The following is an 18,382-nucleotide window of genomic DNA, read 5'->3' on the forward strand; positions in this document are numbered from 1 at the left end:
TGGCGAAAGGGGGATTTCGTGGATCGCGAAGGGACTTGAATGACCCTTGGTTTGCTCCCCTCGCCCGCATCGCGGGAGAGAGGAGCCTCAACATCAACCGCCCAGGTACGCAGCCCTGATCCGGTCGTTGGCCAACAGGTTGGCGCCGGTATCGGCCAGCACCACCTTGCCGGTTTCCAGCACGTAGCCGCGATCGGCCACCTGCAGCGCCTTGTTGGCGTTTTGCTCGACCAGGAACACCGTGACGCCTTCCTGGCGGATCGTGCGGATGATGTCGAAGATCTGCGCGATGATCAGGGGCGCCAGGCCAAGCGTGGGCTCGTCCAGCAACAGCAGGCGCGGCTTGCTCATCAGTGCGCGGCCAATGGCCAGCATCTGCTGCTCACCGCCCGACATCGTGCCCGCGCGCTGGCTGGCGCGCTGGTTCAGGCGCGGGAACAGCTTGAACACGTGCTCGACGCCATCCTCGATCTCATGACGGTTGGCGAAGAACGCACCCATCTTGAGGTTCTCGAGCACGGTCAGGCTCGGGAACACACGACGGCCCTCAGGCGAGATGGCCATGCCCATGCGCATGATCTCGTGCGTGTTGCGGCGCGTGATGTCCTGTCCTTCGAACAGCACGCGGCCACTCGACGCCCGCGGCGTACCGCACACGGTCATCATCAATGTCGTCTTGCCGGCGCCATTGCTGCCGATCAGGGTGACGATCTCCCCCTTGTTGACTTCGATCGATACGCCAGACAACGCCTCGACGGCGCCATAGTGGGTATGGACCTGTTCCAGCTTCAGCATCAGTCCTCTCCCAGATAGGCCTTGATCACGCGCGGGTCGTTGCGCACTTCCTCGGGCTTGCCAACCATGATCGGCTTGCCGTGTTCCATCACCAGAATGCGGTCGGACACACCCATTACCAGGCTCATGTCGTGCTCGATCAGCAGCACCGAGATATTGAATTCGCGGCGCAGGCGGTCGATCAATTGCTGCAACTCGATCTTCTCCTGCGGATTCAGGCCCGCGGCAGGTTCATCGAGCATCAGCAGGCGCGGCTTCGTGATCATGCAGCGCGCGATTTCCAGGCGACGCTGATGGCCATACGACAACGTACCGGCCTCGCGGTTGGCCACACCGGTCAGTCCCATCCGTTCGAGCCATTCCGCGGCGCGCCCCAGCGCCTCGCGTTCGGCACGGCGATAGGCCGGCGTGGCCAGCAGGCCGTGCAGCAGCCCCGCCTTCACCTGCTGGTGCTGCGCGACCATCAGGTTTTCCACCACGGTCAACTGCTTGAACAGGCGGATGTTCTGGAACGTCCGCACCAGGCCATGGCGTGCCACCACGTGGCTCGGCTGACGGGCAATCGAATGACCGTCCAGCATGACCTCGCCGGCGGTAGGCTTGTAGAAGCCGCCCACGCAATTGAACACGGTGGTCTTGCCGGCGCCATTTGGGCCGATGATGGCGAAGACCTCGTCGCGACGCACATCGAACTCGATGCCGTCGACGGCCAGCAGACCGCCAAAGCGCATCTGCAGGCCGGATACTTTCAGCATTTCAGCGCTCATCGCGGCAACTCCACGTGGGGACGGCTCGCGGGCAACAGGCCCTGCGGACGCCACATCATCATCAGCACCATCACCAGGCCGAAAATCAGCATGCGGTACTCGGCAAAGTCGCGCGCCACTTCAGGCAGGATCGTCAGCAGGACGGCCGCCAGGATCACGCCCAGTTGCGAACCCATGCCGCCCAGCACCACCACGGCCAGGATCAGCGCCGATTCGATGAACGTGAACGACTCCGGATTGACCAGGCCCTGGCGCGCCGCAAAGAACGCACCGGCCAGGCCCGCAAACGACGCACCCAGCGTGAATGCCGACAGCTTGATGCGCGTGGGATTGAGGCCCAGCGAGCGGCAGGCGATTTCGTCCTCGCGCAAGGCTTCCCAGGCGCGGCCCATCGGCATGCGGATCAGGCGACTGGTGACAAACAGCGTAAAGCCCACCAGCAGCAATGCCAGCAGGTACAGGAAGATCACCATGTGCTGGCCGGCATACGGCAGACCGATCAGTTCGTGGAATGTCTTCACGCCTTCCACGCTGGCACTGCGCGCCATCTCGATGCCGAACACGGTCGGCTTCGGAATGCCCGATACGCCATCCGGGCCGCCTGTCAGGCTGGTCAGATTGTTCAGCAGCAGGCGGATGATTTCGCCAAAGCCCAGCGTCACGATCGCCAGGTAGTCACCGCGCAGGCGCAGCACCGGGAACCCGAGCACGAAGCCGAAGGTGGCCGCCAGGCCCGCCGACAACGGCAGGCATTCCCAGAATGTCAGGCCGAAGTACTGGTTCAGCAGTGCATAGGTATAGCCACCCACCGCGTAGAAGCCCACGTAGCCCAGATCGAGCAGGCCAGCGTAGCCGACCACGATGTTCAGGCCCAGCCCCAGGATCACGTAGATCAGGGCCAGCGTGGCCACGTCCACCGCACCGCGCGAGCCGAAGAACGGGAACACGAGGCCCACGGCCAGCAGTACCCACACCATGCTGCGTTGCTGCCGTGCGCCCATGGCGAGCAGCGTCGGCAGCTTCACGGCGCTGCGCGCGCGCGTGAGCATCGGCTTGAACAACTGGAACAGGAACACCGCGGCCACCGCGATCCATACCGGACGCCAGTGCGGTTCCAGCACAACCTTGTAGCCGTCGAGCTTCAGTTGCAGGCCCAGCACCGGAATGGTCAGGATGGCGGTCAGCACGGCGGCGGTCACCGCGTTCTTGAGTGTGTCGGAGACCGACGTTTGCGGGACCGATGCCCGCGCAATCGAAGTTGCCTGAGTCATGTCGTCTCCCCCTTACACCTTTTCCACATCGGGCTTGCCGAGCAGACCCGTGGGACGGAACAGCAGCACCAGGACCAGCAGGCCAAAGGCCACCACATCCTTGTATTCGGCCGGCATGTAGCCCGTGGCAAACGTCTCGGCCAAACCCAGCAACACGCCGCCGAGCATCGCACCCGGAATGCTGCCGATGCCGCCCAGCACTGCCGCGGTGAACGCCTTGATGCCGGCGATAAAGCCGATGAACGGATTGAGCTTGCCGATGGTCAGGCCGATCAGCACGCCGCCCACCGCGGCCAGCATGGCGCCGAGCACGAACGTGAACGAGATCACGCGGTTGGTGTCGATGCCCAGCAGGTTGGCCATGCGCATGTCTTCGGCGCAGGCACGGCAGGCGCGGCCCATGCGCGAATGGCCGATAAACAGCGTCAGCGCAATCATCAGGAGCAGCGTCACGCCAACGATCAGCAGGCGCGAATACGGCACGGTCACCGTAAAGTCGCTGCCCATCTGGAATTCGATGGCACCCGAGATCAACAGCGGCACGGATACATCGCGCGCGCCCTGCCCGATCTGGACATAGTTCTGCAGGAAAATCGACATGCCGATGGCCGAGATCAGTGGCACCAGCCTGGGGCCGCCGCGCAGCGGCCGGTAGGCCACGCGCTCCACGGCGTAGCCGTAGCAGCCGGTCACGGCGACCGAGACCAGCAACGCCGCGCCCAGTACCAGCGGCAACGGATAGCCGGCTTGCGCACCGATGGCGGTCAGCGTCACGAGACCCACATAGGCGCCGATCATGTAGATCTCGCCGTGGGCAAAGTTGATCATGCCGATAATGCCGTAGACCATCGTGTAGCCGATGGCGATCAGCGCGTAGATCGCACCCAGCGTCAGGCCATTGACCAGTTGCTGGGTGAACTGTGGAAGGAATTCGTTCATGCGGGGGACCTTGTGGATCGGAAAGTCCGATGCGCGATGTCAACCGCCGTTATGTGGCGAATAATCGACATCGAACCGATACCAAAACGCCCCGCATGCCGGATCGGCAGCGGGGCGTTTCGCCAGGATGGCGCCGGGTTTAGTTGGCGGCGGTCTTGGTGGCGTCCTTGTGCCACGTGTACACGACGAACTTGAACGACTTCAGGTCGCCCTTGGCGTCGTACTCGACCTTGCCGATCGGCGTGGTGAACGCGTTCTTGTGCATGTAAGCGGCCACCTTGGTCGGATCCGTGCTCTTGGCGCCAGCAATGGCGTCGCCAATGATCTTCACGGCGGCGTATGCAGGCATCTGGAATGGACCGTTGGCGTCACGCTTCTTGTCGGCGAAAGCCTTCACCAGCGCGGCGTTGGCCGGATCGGCCGAGAAGTCCGCCGGCAGCGTCACGAGCATGCCTTCCGAGGCCGGGCCGGCAATCGCCGTCACGTCCTTGTTGCCCACGCCTTCCGGACCCATGAAGGCCGCTTTCACGCCCTGCTCGCGCGCCTGGCGCAGCAGCAGGCCCATTTCCGGGTGGTAGCCACCGAAGTAGACGAAGTCCACGCCTTGCGACTTCAGCTTGGTGATCACGGCCGAGTAGTCGGAATCGCCGGCATTGATGCCTTCGAACACGGCCACGGGAATCTTGGCCGCTTCGAGGTCCTTCTTCACCGAGCTGGCAATGCCCTGGCCGTACGATTGCTTGTCGTGCAGGATCGCAACCTTCTTGGGCTTGATCTTGCCAATGATGTATTGGGCGGCTGCCGGACCCTGCTGGTCATCGCGGCCGATCGTGCGGAAGATGAAGTTGCGCTTCTTGGTTTCGGTCAGCTGCGGCGCGGTGGCCGACGGCGTGACCATCACGATGCCTTCGTTCTCGTAGATGTCCGAAGCCGGAATCGTCGAACCCGAGCACACATGGCCGATCACGTAGTGGATGCCCTGGCTGACGACCTTGTTGGCCACGGCCACGGCCTGCTTCGGTTCGCAGGCATCGTCCATCAACACGGCTTCGAACTTGTTGCCGTTGGCACCGCCTGCCGCATTGATCTGTTCGATCGCGGTCAGCGCACCGGCCTTGACCATGTCGCCGTACTGGGCAACCGAGCCGCTCATCGGGCCGGCAATCGCGATCTTGATGGTTTCGGCGTTGGCCGAGGTGAAGGCGGCGAGACCGGCAGTGGCAAGCACGGCGGCCATGGCAGTGGACGTGAGACGGGACAGCGTCATCAGGGAGCTCCTCGATTATGTTTGGGTCGTTCCGGGCAGAGTTGGCATGACCGGCGCAATCGAACAACACCCGCGGGAGGAAGCGCCGCCTGACGTGGCGAACGGTGAGGCCCAAAGCGGAAGACGGGCCTGCGGTGAAGACAGTAAAGCGATGCGGGGCCCGGCATGTGTCGGCGCGTGCTCATTCGATGAATGTGGCGCACACCAAAAGTTCGGAAAGACAACGTTGATGCGTTCTCTATTGCGCAAGCGCTTCGCCTGCCCCGCTTCGCCAACGCGGCTGGCCGGAAGGGTGGCCCGGCTGCCGGTGGTAAAGCAGCCCGCATTATAGGGGGAAAGTTGCACCCCGATGAAGTGAAGTTGTTCGGTTTTAGGGAAAACCAGACAATTTATGAAGCCTGTTGCAACCGTGAAAAGGCAGGAAGCGTCGCCAAAATGTGGTTTCACAACAGTTGTGCATGAGGAAAGTCCGACCGGGTTGCTCCGGCGGGGTTGCTCCCTCGGACCGCCCCTGATCCGCAAAAAAAACGCCCCGGCATGCCGGGGCGTTTCTTACTGCGGTCGGACCAGACAGCGGTCCAGACAGCGGACCAATCAGCGCGTGGCCATGTCCGGCACGTCGCGGGCGGAGTTGCCGTTGAACAGCTGGCGCGGACGACCGATCTTGTATTCCGGATCGGTAATCATCTCTTCCCACTGCGAGATCCAGCCCGGCGTACGTGCCAGGGCGAAGATGCAGGTGAACAGCGAGGTCGGGATGCCCAGCGCGCGCTGCACGATACCCGAGTAGAAGTCCACGTTCGGGTACAGCTTGCGGCTCACGAAGTACTCGTCTTCCAGCGCGATCTTTTCCAGTTCCATGGCCAGCTTGAACAGCGGGTCGTTGTGCAGGCCCAGTTCGTTCAGCACTTCATGGCAGGTTTCGCGCATCAGCTTGGCGCGCGGATCGTAGTTCTTGTACACGCGGTGGCCAAAGCCCATCAGGCGCACGCCCGAGTTCTTGTCCTTGACCTGCTTGATGAACTCGTTGATGTTGTCGACGCTGCCGATTTCTTCCAGCATCTTCAGTGCGGCTTCGTTCGCACCGCCGTGAGCCGGACCCCACAGGCAGGCCACGCCGGCGGCGATGGCTGCGAACGGGTTCGTGCCCGACGAACCGGCCAGGCGCACGGTCGAGGTCGACGCGTTCTGCTCGTGGTCGGCGTGCAGGATGAAGATGCGGTCCAGTGCGCGCTCCAGCACCGGGTTCACGGTGTACGGTGCGCACGGCGTGCCGAACAGCATGCGCAGGAAGTTGCCCGAGTAGGACAGGTCGTTCTGCGGATAGATGTACGGCTGGCCGATGTTGTACTTGTACGCCATGGCGACCATGGTCGGCATCTTGGCGATCAGGCGGATGGCCGAGATCTCACGCTGGTGAGGATCATCGATGTCCATCGCGTCGTGGTAGAACGCGCTCATGGCACCCACCAGGCCGGTCAGTACCGCCATCGGGTGCGCATCGCGGCGGAAACCGCGCATGAAGAATTGCAGCTGCTCATGAACCATGGTGTGGTTCATCACGTGGCCGGTGAACTCTGCCTTCTGCTTGGCGTTCGGCAGTTCGCCCTTCAGCAGCAGGTAGCAGGTTTCGAGGTGATCGCACTTCTGCGCGAGTTGCTCGATCGGGTAGCCGCGATACAGCAGTTCACCCTTGTCACCATCGATGTAGGTGATCTTGGAGTTGCACGAAGCGGTCGACATGAACCCCGGGTCATAGGTGAACTTGCCGGTTTGTCCGTACAGCTTGCGAATGTCGATCACATCCGGGCCAACCGTGCCCTGGTAGATCGGCAGCTCAACGCTGGGGGAACCATCGGAAAACGATAGCGTGGCTTTCACATCGGACGGCGTCATGTCGATTCCTTCAAATACTGTGAATAATATTGTTGACCAAACTCAGACCGAACGCAGCAGGCTGAGTACCCGTTGCATCGGGGGCGTGTCGAGCTCACCGTCCAGTTCCTTGCGGACCAGCAGCAGGTCCATCAACTCGTAGTCGCTAAGCTCGAACAGCTCGCTCAGCGAAGCCACGTCCTCATCGGACAGGCTCTCCTCGTAACGGTTGAAGAAACGTTCGACGATGATGTCGTTCTCCAGGAGGCCGCGGCGGGCGCGCCAGCGCAGACGGGCACGCTTGTGCGGATCGGCCTGATGGGAGAATGTGGTGGAAAGACTCATGGTCAGCCTTCTTGCGACCGGTGCGCCGGCCCGATTGAACCGCATCGGACTGACACACCGCTTACATCAACTTCTGCAGACTGCCTGTCTGCGCAACATCCGCGAAATCCGCGACTGGCGCAGAAGGCAGTTTATACCGGGCAATTAAACAGCGCGGCGAACCATCAATTCCTTGATCTTGCCAATCGCCTTCGTCGGGTTGAGGCCCTTCGGGCACACGTCGACGCAGTTCATGATGCTGTGGCAACGGAACAGGCGATACGGGTCGTTCAGGTTGTCCAGACGCTCGCCAGTGGCCTGGTCGCGGCTGTCCGCGATAAAGCGGTAAGCCTGCAGCAGGCCGGCCGGGCCGACGAACTTGTCCGGGTTCCACCAGAACGACGGGCACGACGTGGAGCAGCTTGCGCAAAGAATGCACTCGTACAGGCCGTCCAGCTCGTCACGCTCCTGCGGCGACTGCAGACGCTCTTTCTCGGGCGGCGGCTCGTCGTTGATCAGGAACGGCTTGATCGAGTTGTACTGCTTGAAGAAGTTCGTCATGTCGACGATCAGGTCGCGCACGACGGGCAGGCCGGGCAGCGGACGCAGCACGATGCGGTCCGGCAGCTCGCGCATGTTCGTCAGGCAGGCCAGGCCGTTCTTGCCGTTGATGTTCATCGCGTCCGAACCACACACGCCTTCACGGCACGAGCGGCGGAACGAGATGGTTTCGTCCAGCTTCTTCAACTTGACCAGTGCGTCCAGCAGCATGCGCTCGTGACCGTCGAGCTCGACCTCGTAGGTCTGCATGCGGGGTGCGGCGTCCTTGTCCGGATCGTAGCGGTAGACTTCGAAAATACGCTTCATTTCTGTGGGTCCTGTTTTCTCTACGAGGCGTCGCTTAGAACGTACGGGCCTTGGGCGGAACCGATTCCACCGTCAGCGGTTGCATCTTCACGGGCTTGTAGTCAAGGCGATTGCCTTCGCTGTAGAACAGCGTGTGCTTGAGCCAGTTGTCGTCGTCGCGATTCGGGAAGTCGCTGTGGGCATGCGCGCCACGCGATTCCTTGCGGGCCGCGGCCGAGATCATCGTGGCCTTGGCCACTTCCACCAGGTTGGCCACTTCCAGGGCTTCCACCAGCGCGGTGTTGAAGACCTTGGACTTGTCCTTCAGGTGGATGTTGTCGGCACGCTCCGCCACTTCCAGAATGCGCTCGACGCCTTCGTCCATCAGCTTCTGCGTACGGAACACGCCGGCATGCGACTGCATGTTGCGACGGATGTCGTTGGCCACGTCCTGGGTGTATTCGCCCGAGGTCGTTGCCTGCAGCTTGGCCAGACGGGCCATGGCGCGGTCGGCGGCATCGGCCGGCAGCGGCTTGTGTTCCTTCTGCTTGCTGGCGTTGGCAACGATATGGTTGCCGGCCGCACGGCCGAACACCACGAGGTCCAGCAGCGAGTTGGTGCCCAGGCGGTTGGCGCCGTGCACCGAAACGCACGAGCATTCGCCGATTGCGTAGAAACCGTTGACCACGTCGTTCGGGTTGCCGTTCTTCGGCGCCACGACCTGGCCGTGAACGTTCGTCGGGATACCGCCCATCTGGTAATGGATGGTCGGCACGACCGGGATCGGTTCCTTGATCGCATCGACGTTGGCGAACTTCACGCCGATTTCGCGGATCGACGGCAGGCGCTTCATGATGGTCTCGGCACCGACGTGAGTCAGGTCGAGCAGCACGTAGTCGCCGTTCGGGCCGCAACCACGGCCTTCCTTGATTTCCTGGTCCATCGAGCGCGACACGAAGTCACGCGGCGCCAGATCCTTCAGCGTCGGGGCATAGCGTTCCATGAAACGCTCGCCATCCTTGTTACGCAGGATACCGCCCTCGCCACGCACGCCTTCCGTGATCAGCACGCCCGCGCCGGCCACGCCGGTCGGGTGGAACTGCCAGAATTCCATGTCTTCCAGCGGGACACCGGCACGTGCCGCCATGCCCAGGCCGTCACCGGTGTTGATGAAGGCATTGGTCGACGCAGCGTAGATACGGCCGGCACCGCCGGTCGCGAACAGCGTGGTCTTGGCTTCGAGGATATAGACTTCGCCGGTTTCCATTTCCAGCGCGGTCACGCCCAGCACATCGCCTTCTTCGTCACGAATCAGGTCCAGTGCCATCCACTCCACGAAGAAGTGGGTCTTGGCGCGCACGTTGCGCTGGTACAGCGTGTGCAGCAGCGCGTGACCGGTACGGTCAGCAGCGGCGCAAGCGCGTTGCACCGGCTTTTCGCCGTAGTTGGCGGTGTGGCCGCCGAACGGACGCTGGTAGATCGTGCCATCGGCGTTACGGTCGAACGGCATGCCGAAGTGTTCGAGCTCGTACACGACCTTCGGGGCTTCACGGCACATGAACTCGATGGCGTCCTGGTCGCCGAGCCAGTCCGAGCCCTTGATGGTGTCGTAGAAGTGATAGTGCCAGTTGTCTTCGCTCATGTTGCCCAGCGAAGCACCGATACCGCCCTGCGCCGCAACGGTGTGCGAGCGGGTCGGGAAAACCTTGGACAGCACGGCCACGTTCAGGCCGGCTTCCGCGAGCTGGAGGGATGCGCGCATCCCGGCGCCGCCCGCCCCGACGATGACCACGTCAAATTTGCGACGCGGCAATCCAGTCTTGACTGCGACCATTTATTACACCCTCCAGAGAATCTGAGCAGCGTAGCCCGCACAACCGACGAGCCACAGAATCGTAAGAACTTGCAGCACGAGGCGCACGGCCATCGGCTTCACATAGTCCATCCAGATGTCGCGAATGCCGATCCACGCGTGGAACAGCAGGGACAGGATGGTCAGGAACGTCAGGAGCTTCATCCATTGATTGGCGAAGAGACCCGACCAGCCTTCGTACGAAGGATTGCCGAAGGCGAGATACACCACGGCGAGCACCACGGTGAACACCACCATGATGACAGCGGTAACACGTTGCGCGAGCCAGTCTTTCAGACCGTAATGCGCACCGACGACAAGACGCTTGGGACCGATATTATTGTTTGCCACCTTGATTCTCCTCAGAACAGGCCGAAAAGCTTCAGCCCGAAAATCAGGGTGAGCAGCAGGCTGATGACCAGCACCAGCTTGGCCGACGTGGCCGATGCGGGCTTGGTGACGCCGACGTGCACATCGAGCAGCAGGAAGCGGATACCGGCGCAGAAATGATGCAGATACCCCCAGATCAGGGCCAGGATCACCAGCTTGACGAAGCCGTTGGACAGCAGGGCCGAGAACTTCGCGAAGCTCAGTTCGGAGGTGACGCTCTGTTCGAACAGGTACAGAACGAAAGGAAGGAGGAGAAACATCAATGCGCCGCTTACGCGATGCAGGATGGATACCTTGCCGGCCCAGGGCAACCGGTAGCGCGAGATTTGCGCGATACCGATGTTCCGGAACTCCGGCCTGGCTTGTTTGGCGGCTTCAGCCATGCGAGACCCCATTTGCGATGAAAAGAAAACTGCAAAAGAACGACACTGCCGTTGCACCCGATTGCATCGGGGCCTCACAGCGGGTACCGTGAATGCACCGCGCTGAATGCACCGGATTGCATCCGGTGTCGTGGGTAACACTGGATGCAAATGAATGCAGCGGAGCAAATCGACGTGATTTTAGCGCCTTTGTTGCGCAGCGCACCAATAATTTTCGACTATCGCGCACCAATGCGGCGTGCCCGACAATCGCACGCGACAACGCGCGCACCATTGCAAATCTGAAAAATCCGACGATTCCATTCACGACCGACAATGGTTGGCGCCAGTCCCATATACGCGCCGCAATAGTTGGCCGCCAGGACTGCGCTTGCATCGCCATCGCGCATCAGCTCAAGTCGTTTTGATAATAGTGCCGCGTCGTGACATACAGGCCACGGCGGACTTCCACCGGGCGGTCACCATAGGTGAACGACACACGTTCCACCGACAGCAGCGGCGCACCAACCTCCACGGACAACAGCTCGGCAGCCGTGTTATCGGCAGCCACCGCGCGAATCTTTTCCGTGGCGCGGATCATGCGCGTACCGAACTCGGCTTCGAAGAGCGCGTACATCGGGCCCTTCCACTCGTTGAGCTTCTCGGCCGTCAGGCCCTTGAAGTTGGTGCCCAGCAGCCAGATCTCGTCCAGCACCGTGGCTTCATTCGAAAACGTCAGCACGCGCCGGATCTGCACCACGCTGTCGCCGGTGCGGATGTCGAGCAGGCGGGCAATCTCGGCCGGCGCGCGCAGGCGCTTGCACTCGAGTACGCGGCTGGCGCCATAATGCGGCTCGCCCTCGTCGGGCACCAGGCGGAGGAAGCGGAACTTGACCACATCCTCGTAATGGGTTGTCACGAACGTACCCTTGCCCTGGCGGCGCGCCACCAGGTTGTCCGCGGCAAGTTCGTCGATGGCCTTGCGCACGGTACCCTGGCTGACCTTGTAGCGGGCAGCAAGGTCCATCTCGCTCGGGATCATGTCGCCCGGCTTCCACTCGCCCGTCTGCAGGCTCTGCATGATCAGGGCCTTGATCTGCTGGTAGAGCGGGCTGAAAGTAGGCGACGGCGTGGCCGGTGCGACAGAGGCGGCGGGCGTGGCGGATGCGCCCGGAGCGTTCGCGGACGACTGCGTCCCGGCGCCGCTCTGTGGGGCGCCCGACTCCGGCGAGCCATTGGTGGCAGCGGCGGACGGGGACGTGGGCAGGGATGACATAGGCCGGATTCAACCACAAAAGCCAGAATGGCGTCCAGCACGCTATGAAATGTCTTATGTCTTATATGAGACATATGAATTGACATCAATCAGGGCGCACCCTAAACTCGCGCAGTCCGCGCCGCCGCCCCCGGCTGGTCTCTCTCCCGGGCTACCCTGCCCTGTCTTTTGAAACCTTCCGGATGCGGCGCACCACTCAGCAGTAGTAGACTTACGCCTTGTCGCCCTCGACGCCTGCCCACGGCCCGCGCGCTCCTCGTTGCCGGCCAGACGCAGTGCCGCGGGCTCCCGGCGGATGCCCGCCTGCCCCGTGGCGACACGCGAACCAGCACCCGGTGACGCGCAGGCCTGCTCCATACCCTGGATGGCCAGTCGCCACCGACCGGTTACCCCCTCTTTTCGTTTGGAGACTTACTCATGGCTAAAGCCCCAATGCGCGTCGCAGTCACCGGCGCCGCTGGCCAGATCGGCTATTCCCTGCTGTTCCGCATCGCCAACGGCGACATGCTCGGCAAAGACCAGCCGGTCATCCTCCAACTGCTAGACCTGCCGCAGGCCCAGACCGCCGTCAAGGGCGTGGTGATGGAACTGGAAGACTGCGCGTTCCCGCTGCTGGCCGGCGTGGTCATTACCGACGACCCCAAGGTTGCGTTCAAGGACGCCGACGTGGCCCTGCTGGTTGGCGCCCGTCCGCGTAGCAAGGGCATGGAGCGCAAGGACCTGCTCGAAGCCAATGCACAGATCTTCACGGTGCAGGGCAAGGCGCTGGACGAAGTGGCCAGCCGCGACGTCAAGGTGCTGGTGGTGGGCAACCCGGCCAACACCAACGCCTACATCGCCATGAAGTCGGCGCCGAACCTGAAGCGCGAGAACTTCACCGCCATGCTGCGCCTGGACCACAACCGCGCACTGTCGCAGGTTGCCGCCAAGACCGGCAAGCCGGTGTCGTCGATCGAAAAGCTGTTCGTGTGGGGCAACCACAGCCCGACGATGTACGCCGACTACCGCTACGCAACCGTTGACGGCAAGAGCGTCAAGGACCTGATCAACGATCAGGTGTGGAACAACGACGTGTTCCTGCCGACCGTTGGCAAGCGCGGCGCCGCGATCATCGAAGCGCGTGGCCTGTCGTCGGCTGCTTCGGCCGCCAACGCAGCCATCGACCACGTGCACGACTGGGTGCTGGGCTCGAACGGCAAGGTCGTCACGATGGGCATCCCGTCGAACGGTGAATACGGCATTCCGAAGGATGTCATGTTCGGCTACCCGGTGACCACGGCCAACGGCAAGTACGAAATCGTGCAAGGCCTGGAAATCGACGCCTACAGCCAGGAAAAGATCAACATCACGCTCAAGGAACTGGAAGAAGAGCGTGCCGGCGTGCAACACCTGCTGGGCTGATCGCCAGAGCTTCCCGCTCATGAAACCGGGGTCCGCATCGATTGAAGAATCGGCGCGGACCCCGGTTTTTTCTTTGGGCGAGCGCTTTGTCTTCACAATAACCCCCTGATCCATACGTATATAACGTGCATCCATCCGAGGTCTTGTTCCAGGGCGAAGCCATTCCCGTGCAACTGCCGGTCTGCGACCACTATGCCGGCAGCGAAAAGCTCATGCGCAAATCGCTGGCCCTGCAGCAGGCGCTTGGGCCCGTGTTCGACATCACGTTCGACTGCGAGGACGGCGCCGCCGTCGGGCTCGAACGCGAACACGCACAGCTCTGCGCCCAATTGATCAACAGCGCCGACAACGCACACAACCGCGTGGGCGTGCGGATCCACGATCCGATCCATCCGAGCTGGCGCGACGATATCGATACGCTGGTGACCGCCGCCGGCGCCAAGCTGGCCTATATCGTGATTCCGAAGGTCACCGATGTCGTCGAAGTGGCCCGCGTCACCGATCACGTCAACCAGGTTGCCCGCAGTGCCGGCATTGCACGGCATATCCCGATCCATGTGCTCATAGAGACACACTCAGCACTGGAACAGGTGTTTGATATCGCCGCGCTGGTGCAGGTGGAATGCCTGAGTTTCGGCCTGATGGACTTTGTATCGGCCCACCATGGCGCAATCCCCGGTGAGGCGATGCGTTCCCCGGAGCAGTTCCAGCATCCGCTGATCCGCCGCGCCATGCTCGAGATCTCCGCGGCCTGCCATCGCCATGGCAAGGTGCCGTCGCACAATGTGAGCACCGACGTGCAGAACCCGGAGCGCGCCGGCGATGACGCAGGCCGTGCCCGTGCGGAATTCGGCTATCTGCGCAAATGGAGCATTCATCCGGGCCAGATCGAACCAATCGTGAAGGCATTCCGCCCGAGCGACAGCGAAATCGGCGCAGCCAGCCAGATCCTGCTGGCCGCCCATGAAAACAACTGGGCACCGATCCGCCACGATGGCCAACTGCACGATCGCGCCAGCTACCGCTATTACTGGTCATTGCTGCAGCGCGCACATGCCACCGGTACCGGCCTGCCGACTCCGGTAGAGGAGCTGTTCTTTGACTGAGCACCACTGATAAATGCGGTGAAGCGCGAGTGCTGCTCATTTTTTCGGCCAAGTGGCCGATGACAAACCGTTCCCGCGCGATTATGTAACCAATCCCTGACGGGCTTCGCCCGGTCAGGCAAATCGTAGAGAATAGCGGCGGAAAGTTGCCGGGGCGTCCCCGTAACACCATTGCGGATCGCCTCCCGGACTGTTCACCACAACAAGCCCCATTGACTACTTAGCAATCCGGAAGGAAACCCACATGAAACAACTCGTGCTGGCAGCCTGCATTGGCGCCCTGACCCTGACCTCTGCCGGCGCCGCGCTGGCCCAGGAACCCGCCAAGAAGCCGGCCGCCACCAAGAAGTCGACCAAGAAATCCACCAAGACGGCCGCCGCTGCGCCCGCCGCGGTGGAGCCCTCGGGCGAAAAATGGCAGTGCGAACTGGGCCATGCGATCTGGATCAGCGGCAACATGCAGCGTGACGAAGTGCTGACCGTGCACTGGGAAGGCAAGGACTACCGCCTGCCGCGCCAGAGCACCGTGACCGGCGCCGACCGCTACTTCGACGCACGCTCGGGCCTGGATCTGGTCGTGATTCCGAGCAAGGCCATGCTGTTCAACAAGAACCTGGGCCAGCGCCTGGCCGACGAATGCCAGAGCGCCGACATGCAGGCCGGTGGTTCGGCGCCGACGCAAGCCGGCGCCCTGCGCGCTCCGGTGACCACGCCGCTGCTGATGGCACCGGCGCAACCGGCTGCCCAGCCGGCCGACGCTGCACAAGCCGCACCGAAGCAGTAAAGTCTTACCTTGCCTTACCCCGCGCGCCGCTGCGATAGGCGCCGCGCGGGTCCAAGCTGCACCGAATCGTTGTAACGGTGCGCGTCCGGGGTCTGCCGGCCGCGCCGCTGCATGGCGGCGGAACCCTTTCGCGCACCGGGGTCTGAAGAAGAAGAGCATCGAGTCCCGCGTCATCCTTCGATTGGAGTCAGGCAATGCCCCACAATCTCAATAAAACCCTGAAAGAATTCAAGCTCGGCACCGGCGGCCGCGGCCAGTACTATTCCCTGCCGCAACTCGGCAAGGCCCTGGGCGTGAAGATCGAACGCCTGCCTGTATCGATTCGACTGGTCCTCGAATCGGTACTGCGCAACTGCGATGGCAAGAAGGTGACCGAGGAACACGTGCGGCAACTGGCCAACTGGCAGCCCAATGCCGACCGCGTGGACGAGATCCCGTTCGTGGTGGCACGCGTGGTGCTGCAGGATTTCACGGGCGTGCCGCTGCTGGCCGACCTGGCCGCAATGCGCAACGTGGCCGAGAAGATGGGCAAGAACCCCAAGAAGATCGAACCGCTGGTGCCTGTGGACCTGGTGGTGGACCACTCGGTGCAGGTCGACCACTTCCGCGAGAAGAAAGCGCTGGACCTGAACATGCAACTGGAATTCCAGCGCAACAACGAGCGCTACCAGTTCATGAAGTGGGGCATGCAGGCATTCGACACGTTTGGCGTGGTGCAACCCGGCTTCGGCATCGTGCACCAGGTGAACCTGGAATACCTGGCGCGCGGCGTACACAAGAAGGATGGCGTCTACTATCCGGACACGCTGGTTGGCACCGATTCGCACACGACCATGATCAATGGCATCGGCGTGGTGGGCTGGGGCGTGGGTGGCATCGAGGCTGAAGCCGGCATGCTGGGCCAGCCCGTGTACTTCCTGACGCCGGACGTGGTGGGCGTGGAACTGAAGGGTCGGCTGCGTGAAGGCGTGACCGCCACCGACCTGGTGCTGACGATTACCGAAATGCTGCGCCGCGAGAAGGTGGTGGGCAAATTCGTCGAATTCTTTGGCGAAGGTACCGCCAGCCTGGCGCTGCCGGACCGTGCCACGATCGGCAATATGGCTCCCGAATACGGCGCCACGATGGGCTTCTTCCCGGTTGATGAGAAAACCATCGACTACTTCCAGGGCACGGGCCGCACCGACGAGGAAATCGCCGCGTTCGAAGGTTACTTCCGCGCGCAGGAAATGTTCGGGGTGCCGCGTGCTGGCGAGATCGACTACAGCAAGACGGTGACGCTGGACCTGGGCACGGTGGCCCCATCGCTGGCCGGCCCGAAGCGTCCGCAGGACCGTATCGAGATCGGTCACGTGAAGAGCACGTTCGCGTCGCTGTTCGAAAAGCCGGTGGCCGAGAATGGTTTCAACAAGGATCCGGCCGACCTGGGCAAGGAATACGTCAACGCCGACGGCGTGAAGGTCCACAACGGCGACGTGCTGATTGCCGCGATCACGTCGTGCACCAATACCTCGAACCCGAGCGTACTGCTGGCCGCCGGCCTGCTGGCCAAGAAGGCCGTGGAAGCTGGCCTGAACGTGGCGCCGCATATCAAGACTTCGCTGGCTCCGGGCAGCCGCGTGGTAACCGAGTACCTGAAGGCCACCGGCCTGCTGCCGTACCTGGAAAAACTTGGTTTTGGCGTGACGGCTTATGGCTGCACGACCTGCATCGGCAATGCCGGCGACCTGACCCCGGCACTGAACGAAGCCATCGTGCAGAACGATATCGTGGCTGCGGCCGTGCTGTCGGGCAACCGCAACTTCGAAGCTCGTATCCATCCGAACATTCGCGCCAACTTCCTGGCCTCGCCGCCGCTGGTGGTGGCGTATGCCATCGCGGGTACCGTTACGCGCGACCTGATGACCGAGCCGGTTGCCAAGGGCAAGGGTGGCAAGGACATCTGGCTTGGCGACATCTGGCCGACGTCGGAAGAAATCCACGCGCTGCTGAAGTACGCGATGGATGCCAAGACCTTCAAGGGCAACTACGAGCAGGTCAAGAAGCCGAGCAAGCTGTGGGCCAACATCAAGGGCACGAAGGGCCAGGTCTACGACTGGCCGACCTCGACCTATATCGCCGAGCCGCCGTTCTTCCAGGACTTCACGATCGAACCCAGCACCGAGACCGTCAGTATTCGCGGCGCCCGCGCGCTGGGCGTATTTGGCGATTCCGTGACGACCGACCATATCTCGCCGGCCGGTTCGATCAAGGACACCTCGCCCGCGGGCAAGTACCTGCTGGAACACGGCGTGCTCAAGGCCGACTTCAACAGCTACGGTTCGCGCCGCGGCAACCATGAGGTCATGATGCGCGGCACGTTTGCCAATGTGCGCATCAAGAACCTGATGATTCCGCCCAAGGCCGACGGTTCGCGCGTGGAAGGCGGCATTACGCAGCATCAGCCCACTGGCGACGAGATGTCGATCTACGACGCCGCCATGAAGTACATCGCCGAGGGTACCGCTACCGTGGTGTTTGGCGGCGAAGAATACGGCACGGGATCGTCGCGCGACTGGGCCGCCAAGGGCACGCAGTTGCTGGGCGTCAAGGCCGTTATCGCGCGCAGCTTCGAACGTATCCACCGCTCGAACCTGGTGGGCATGGGTGTGCTGCCGCTGCAGTTCAAGGGCAGCGACAGCGTGCAGTCGCTGGGCATCATCGGTAACGAGACGTTCGACGTGGAAGGTATCGAGGGCGAACTGAAGCCACAGCAGGATGTGGTGCTGGTGATCCACCGCGCCAATGGCGACACGCAACGCGTGCCGGTGCTGCTGCGCATCGACACGCCGATCGAGGTCGACTACTACAACCACGGCGGCATCCTGCCGTTCGTGCTGCGCCAGCTGCTGGTGGCGTAATCTTTGGGGCGGCGCGGTTCAGGCGCCAGCCCTGCCCCCCCGCCCCCTCTCCCGCGCCGCGGGCCGGGGGGCGCCAGCCTCAGCCTGCGCCCGTTTCCGGGTAATCCCCACCCCGCCACGGAAGTTTTGCGCAAGCCTGCGCAGCCCGACGCCGCGGCACGCAAACAGCGCTACAAAATATTGGTGACCTCACAAGATCAATAACCTGATCGCAATCGTCGTGATCG

At 62.5% G+C, this 18,382-nt stretch carries 18 protein-coding genes; 6 read left to right on the top strand and 12 right to left on the bottom strand.

All coding sequences use genetic code 11. The features are described 5' to 3' along the window. Window positions 1-93: 93 nt before the first annotated feature. From ACO550_RS29870 to ACO550_RS29890, 5 genes are all read right to left on the bottom strand, one after another. Window positions 94-795 (bottom strand): ABC transporter ATP-binding protein, encoded by a 702-nt coding sequence (locus tag ACO550_RS29870; RefSeq protein WP_315596982.1) that lies wholly within the window; start codon window positions 793-795, stop codon window positions 94-96. Continuing rightward, entirely contained in the window at window positions 795-1,562 is a 768-nt protein-coding gene (gene livG / locus ACO550_RS29875) for a high-affinity branched-chain amino acid ABC transporter ATP-binding protein LivG (RefSeq protein ID WP_315596983.1), read from the bottom strand. The genes ACO550_RS29870 and livG overlap by 1 nt, the downstream gene beginning before the upstream one ends. Beyond that, window positions 1,559-2,833: a high-affinity branched-chain amino acid ABC transporter permease LivM gene (locus tag ACO550_RS29880; protein ID WP_315596984.1), complete on the bottom strand. Its 1,275-nt coding sequence runs from the start codon at window positions 2,831-2,833 to the stop codon at window positions 1,559-1,561. The genes livG and ACO550_RS29880 overlap by 4 nt, the downstream gene beginning before the upstream one ends. Window positions 2,834-2,845: 12 nt before the next feature. Then, complete coding sequence (gene livH, locus ACO550_RS29885) at window positions 2,846-3,772, bottom strand: high-affinity branched-chain amino acid ABC transporter permease LivH (RefSeq protein WP_315596985.1); 927 nt, start codon at window positions 3,770-3,772, stop codon at window positions 2,846-2,848. Between the two features lie 139 nt (window positions 3,773-3,911). Then, on the bottom strand, window positions 3,912-5,039 hold the full coding sequence (locus ACO550_RS29890; protein WP_315596986.1) for a branched-chain amino acid ABC transporter substrate-binding protein: 1,128 nt from the start codon (window positions 5,037-5,039) through the stop codon (window positions 3,912-3,914). A 192-nt stretch (window positions 5,040-5,231) separates the two neighbouring features. On the opposite strand from ACO550_RS29890, the gene ACO550_RS29895 reads away from it, so the two are divergent. Further along, window positions 5,232-5,501, top strand: a complete 270-nt coding sequence (locus ACO550_RS29895) for a hypothetical protein (protein ID WP_315596987.1) — start codon at window positions 5,232-5,234, stop codon at window positions 5,499-5,501. Between the two features lie 132 nt (window positions 5,502-5,633). On the opposite strand, the gene gltA is transcribed toward ACO550_RS29895, so the two are convergent. The 6 genes from gltA to sdhC all read right to left on the bottom strand — a co-directional run bounded on the left by gltA (window position 5,634) and on the right by sdhC (window position 10,709). After that, window positions 5,634-6,935 (bottom strand): citrate synthase, encoded by a 1,302-nt coding sequence (gene gltA, locus ACO550_RS29900; RefSeq protein WP_315596988.1) that lies wholly within the window; start codon window positions 6,933-6,935, stop codon window positions 5,634-5,636. 42 nt (window positions 6,936-6,977) lie between these two features. Next, window positions 6,978-7,259, bottom strand: coding sequence for an FAD assembly factor SdhE (locus ACO550_RS29905; protein WP_485995056.1), 282 nt, complete (start codon window positions 7,257-7,259; stop codon window positions 6,978-6,980). Window positions 7,260-7,403: 144 nt separating this feature from the next. Next, window positions 7,404-8,105: a succinate dehydrogenase iron-sulfur subunit gene (locus tag ACO550_RS29910; RefSeq protein WP_137923147.1), complete on the bottom strand. Its 702-nt coding sequence runs from the start codon at window positions 8,103-8,105 to the stop codon at window positions 7,404-7,406. A 34-nt stretch (window positions 8,106-8,139) separates the two neighbouring features. After that, window positions 8,140-9,918 carry a succinate dehydrogenase flavoprotein subunit gene (sdhA, locus tag ACO550_RS29915; protein WP_315596989.1) on the bottom strand — a complete coding sequence of 593 codons (1,779 nt, stop codon included), beginning with the start codon at window positions 9,916-9,918 and terminating at the stop codon, window positions 8,140-8,142. 3 nt (window positions 9,919-9,921) lie between these two features. Then, window positions 9,922-10,287 (bottom strand): succinate dehydrogenase, hydrophobic membrane anchor protein, encoded by a 366-nt coding sequence (gene sdhD, locus ACO550_RS29920; RefSeq protein WP_066733321.1) that lies wholly within the window; start codon window positions 10,285-10,287, stop codon window positions 9,922-9,924. A gap of 11 nt (window positions 10,288-10,298) precedes the next feature. Then, window positions 10,299-10,709: a succinate dehydrogenase, cytochrome b556 subunit gene (gene sdhC / locus ACO550_RS29925; RefSeq protein ID WP_315596990.1), complete on the bottom strand. Its 411-nt coding sequence runs from the start codon at window positions 10,707-10,709 to the stop codon at window positions 10,299-10,301. 92 nt (window positions 10,710-10,801) lie between these two features. On the opposite strand from sdhC, the gene ACO550_RS29930 reads away from it, so the two are divergent. Beyond that, the gene (locus ACO550_RS29930) at window positions 10,802-11,116 is read left to right on the top strand and encodes a hypothetical protein (RefSeq protein ID WP_315596991.1); all 315 of its coding nucleotides are present in this window, start codon (window positions 10,802-10,804) and stop codon (window positions 11,114-11,116) included. Here the strand turns inward: ACO550_RS29930 and ACO550_RS29935 are convergent. Beyond that, window positions 11,098-11,964 (bottom strand): UTRA domain-containing protein, encoded by an 867-nt coding sequence (locus ACO550_RS29935; protein ID WP_315596992.1) that lies wholly within the window; start codon window positions 11,962-11,964, stop codon window positions 11,098-11,100. The genes ACO550_RS29930 and ACO550_RS29935 overlap by 19 nt on opposite strands. Window positions 11,965-12,381: 417 nt before the next feature. Between ACO550_RS29935 and ACO550_RS29940 the strand changes: the two genes are divergently transcribed. The 4 genes from ACO550_RS29940 (at window position 12,382) to acnA (ending at window position 18,155) form a co-directional block, all read left to right on the top strand. Further along, the gene (locus ACO550_RS29940) at window positions 12,382-13,365 is read left to right on the top strand and encodes a malate dehydrogenase (protein ID WP_315596993.1); all 984 of its coding nucleotides are present in this window, start codon (window positions 12,382-12,384) and stop codon (window positions 13,363-13,365) included. A 125-nt stretch (window positions 13,366-13,490) separates the two neighbouring features. Then, window positions 13,491-14,471 carry an aldolase/citrate lyase family protein gene (locus tag ACO550_RS29945; protein ID WP_315596994.1) on the top strand — a complete coding sequence of 327 codons (981 nt, stop codon included), beginning with the start codon at window positions 13,491-13,493 and terminating at the stop codon, window positions 14,469-14,471. A 244-nt stretch (window positions 14,472-14,715) separates the two neighbouring features. Further along, entirely contained in the window at window positions 14,716-15,255 is a 540-nt protein-coding gene (locus ACO550_RS29950) for a hypothetical protein (protein ID WP_315596995.1), read from the top strand. Between the two features lie 194 nt (window positions 15,256-15,449). Then, on the top strand, window positions 15,450-18,155 hold the full coding sequence (gene acnA / locus ACO550_RS29955) for an aconitate hydratase AcnA (protein ID WP_315596996.1): 2,706 nt from the start codon (window positions 15,450-15,452) through the stop codon (window positions 18,153-18,155). Window positions 18,156-18,382 lie beyond the last annotated feature (227 nt).

Source organism: Cupriavidus sp., assembly GCF_057315035.1.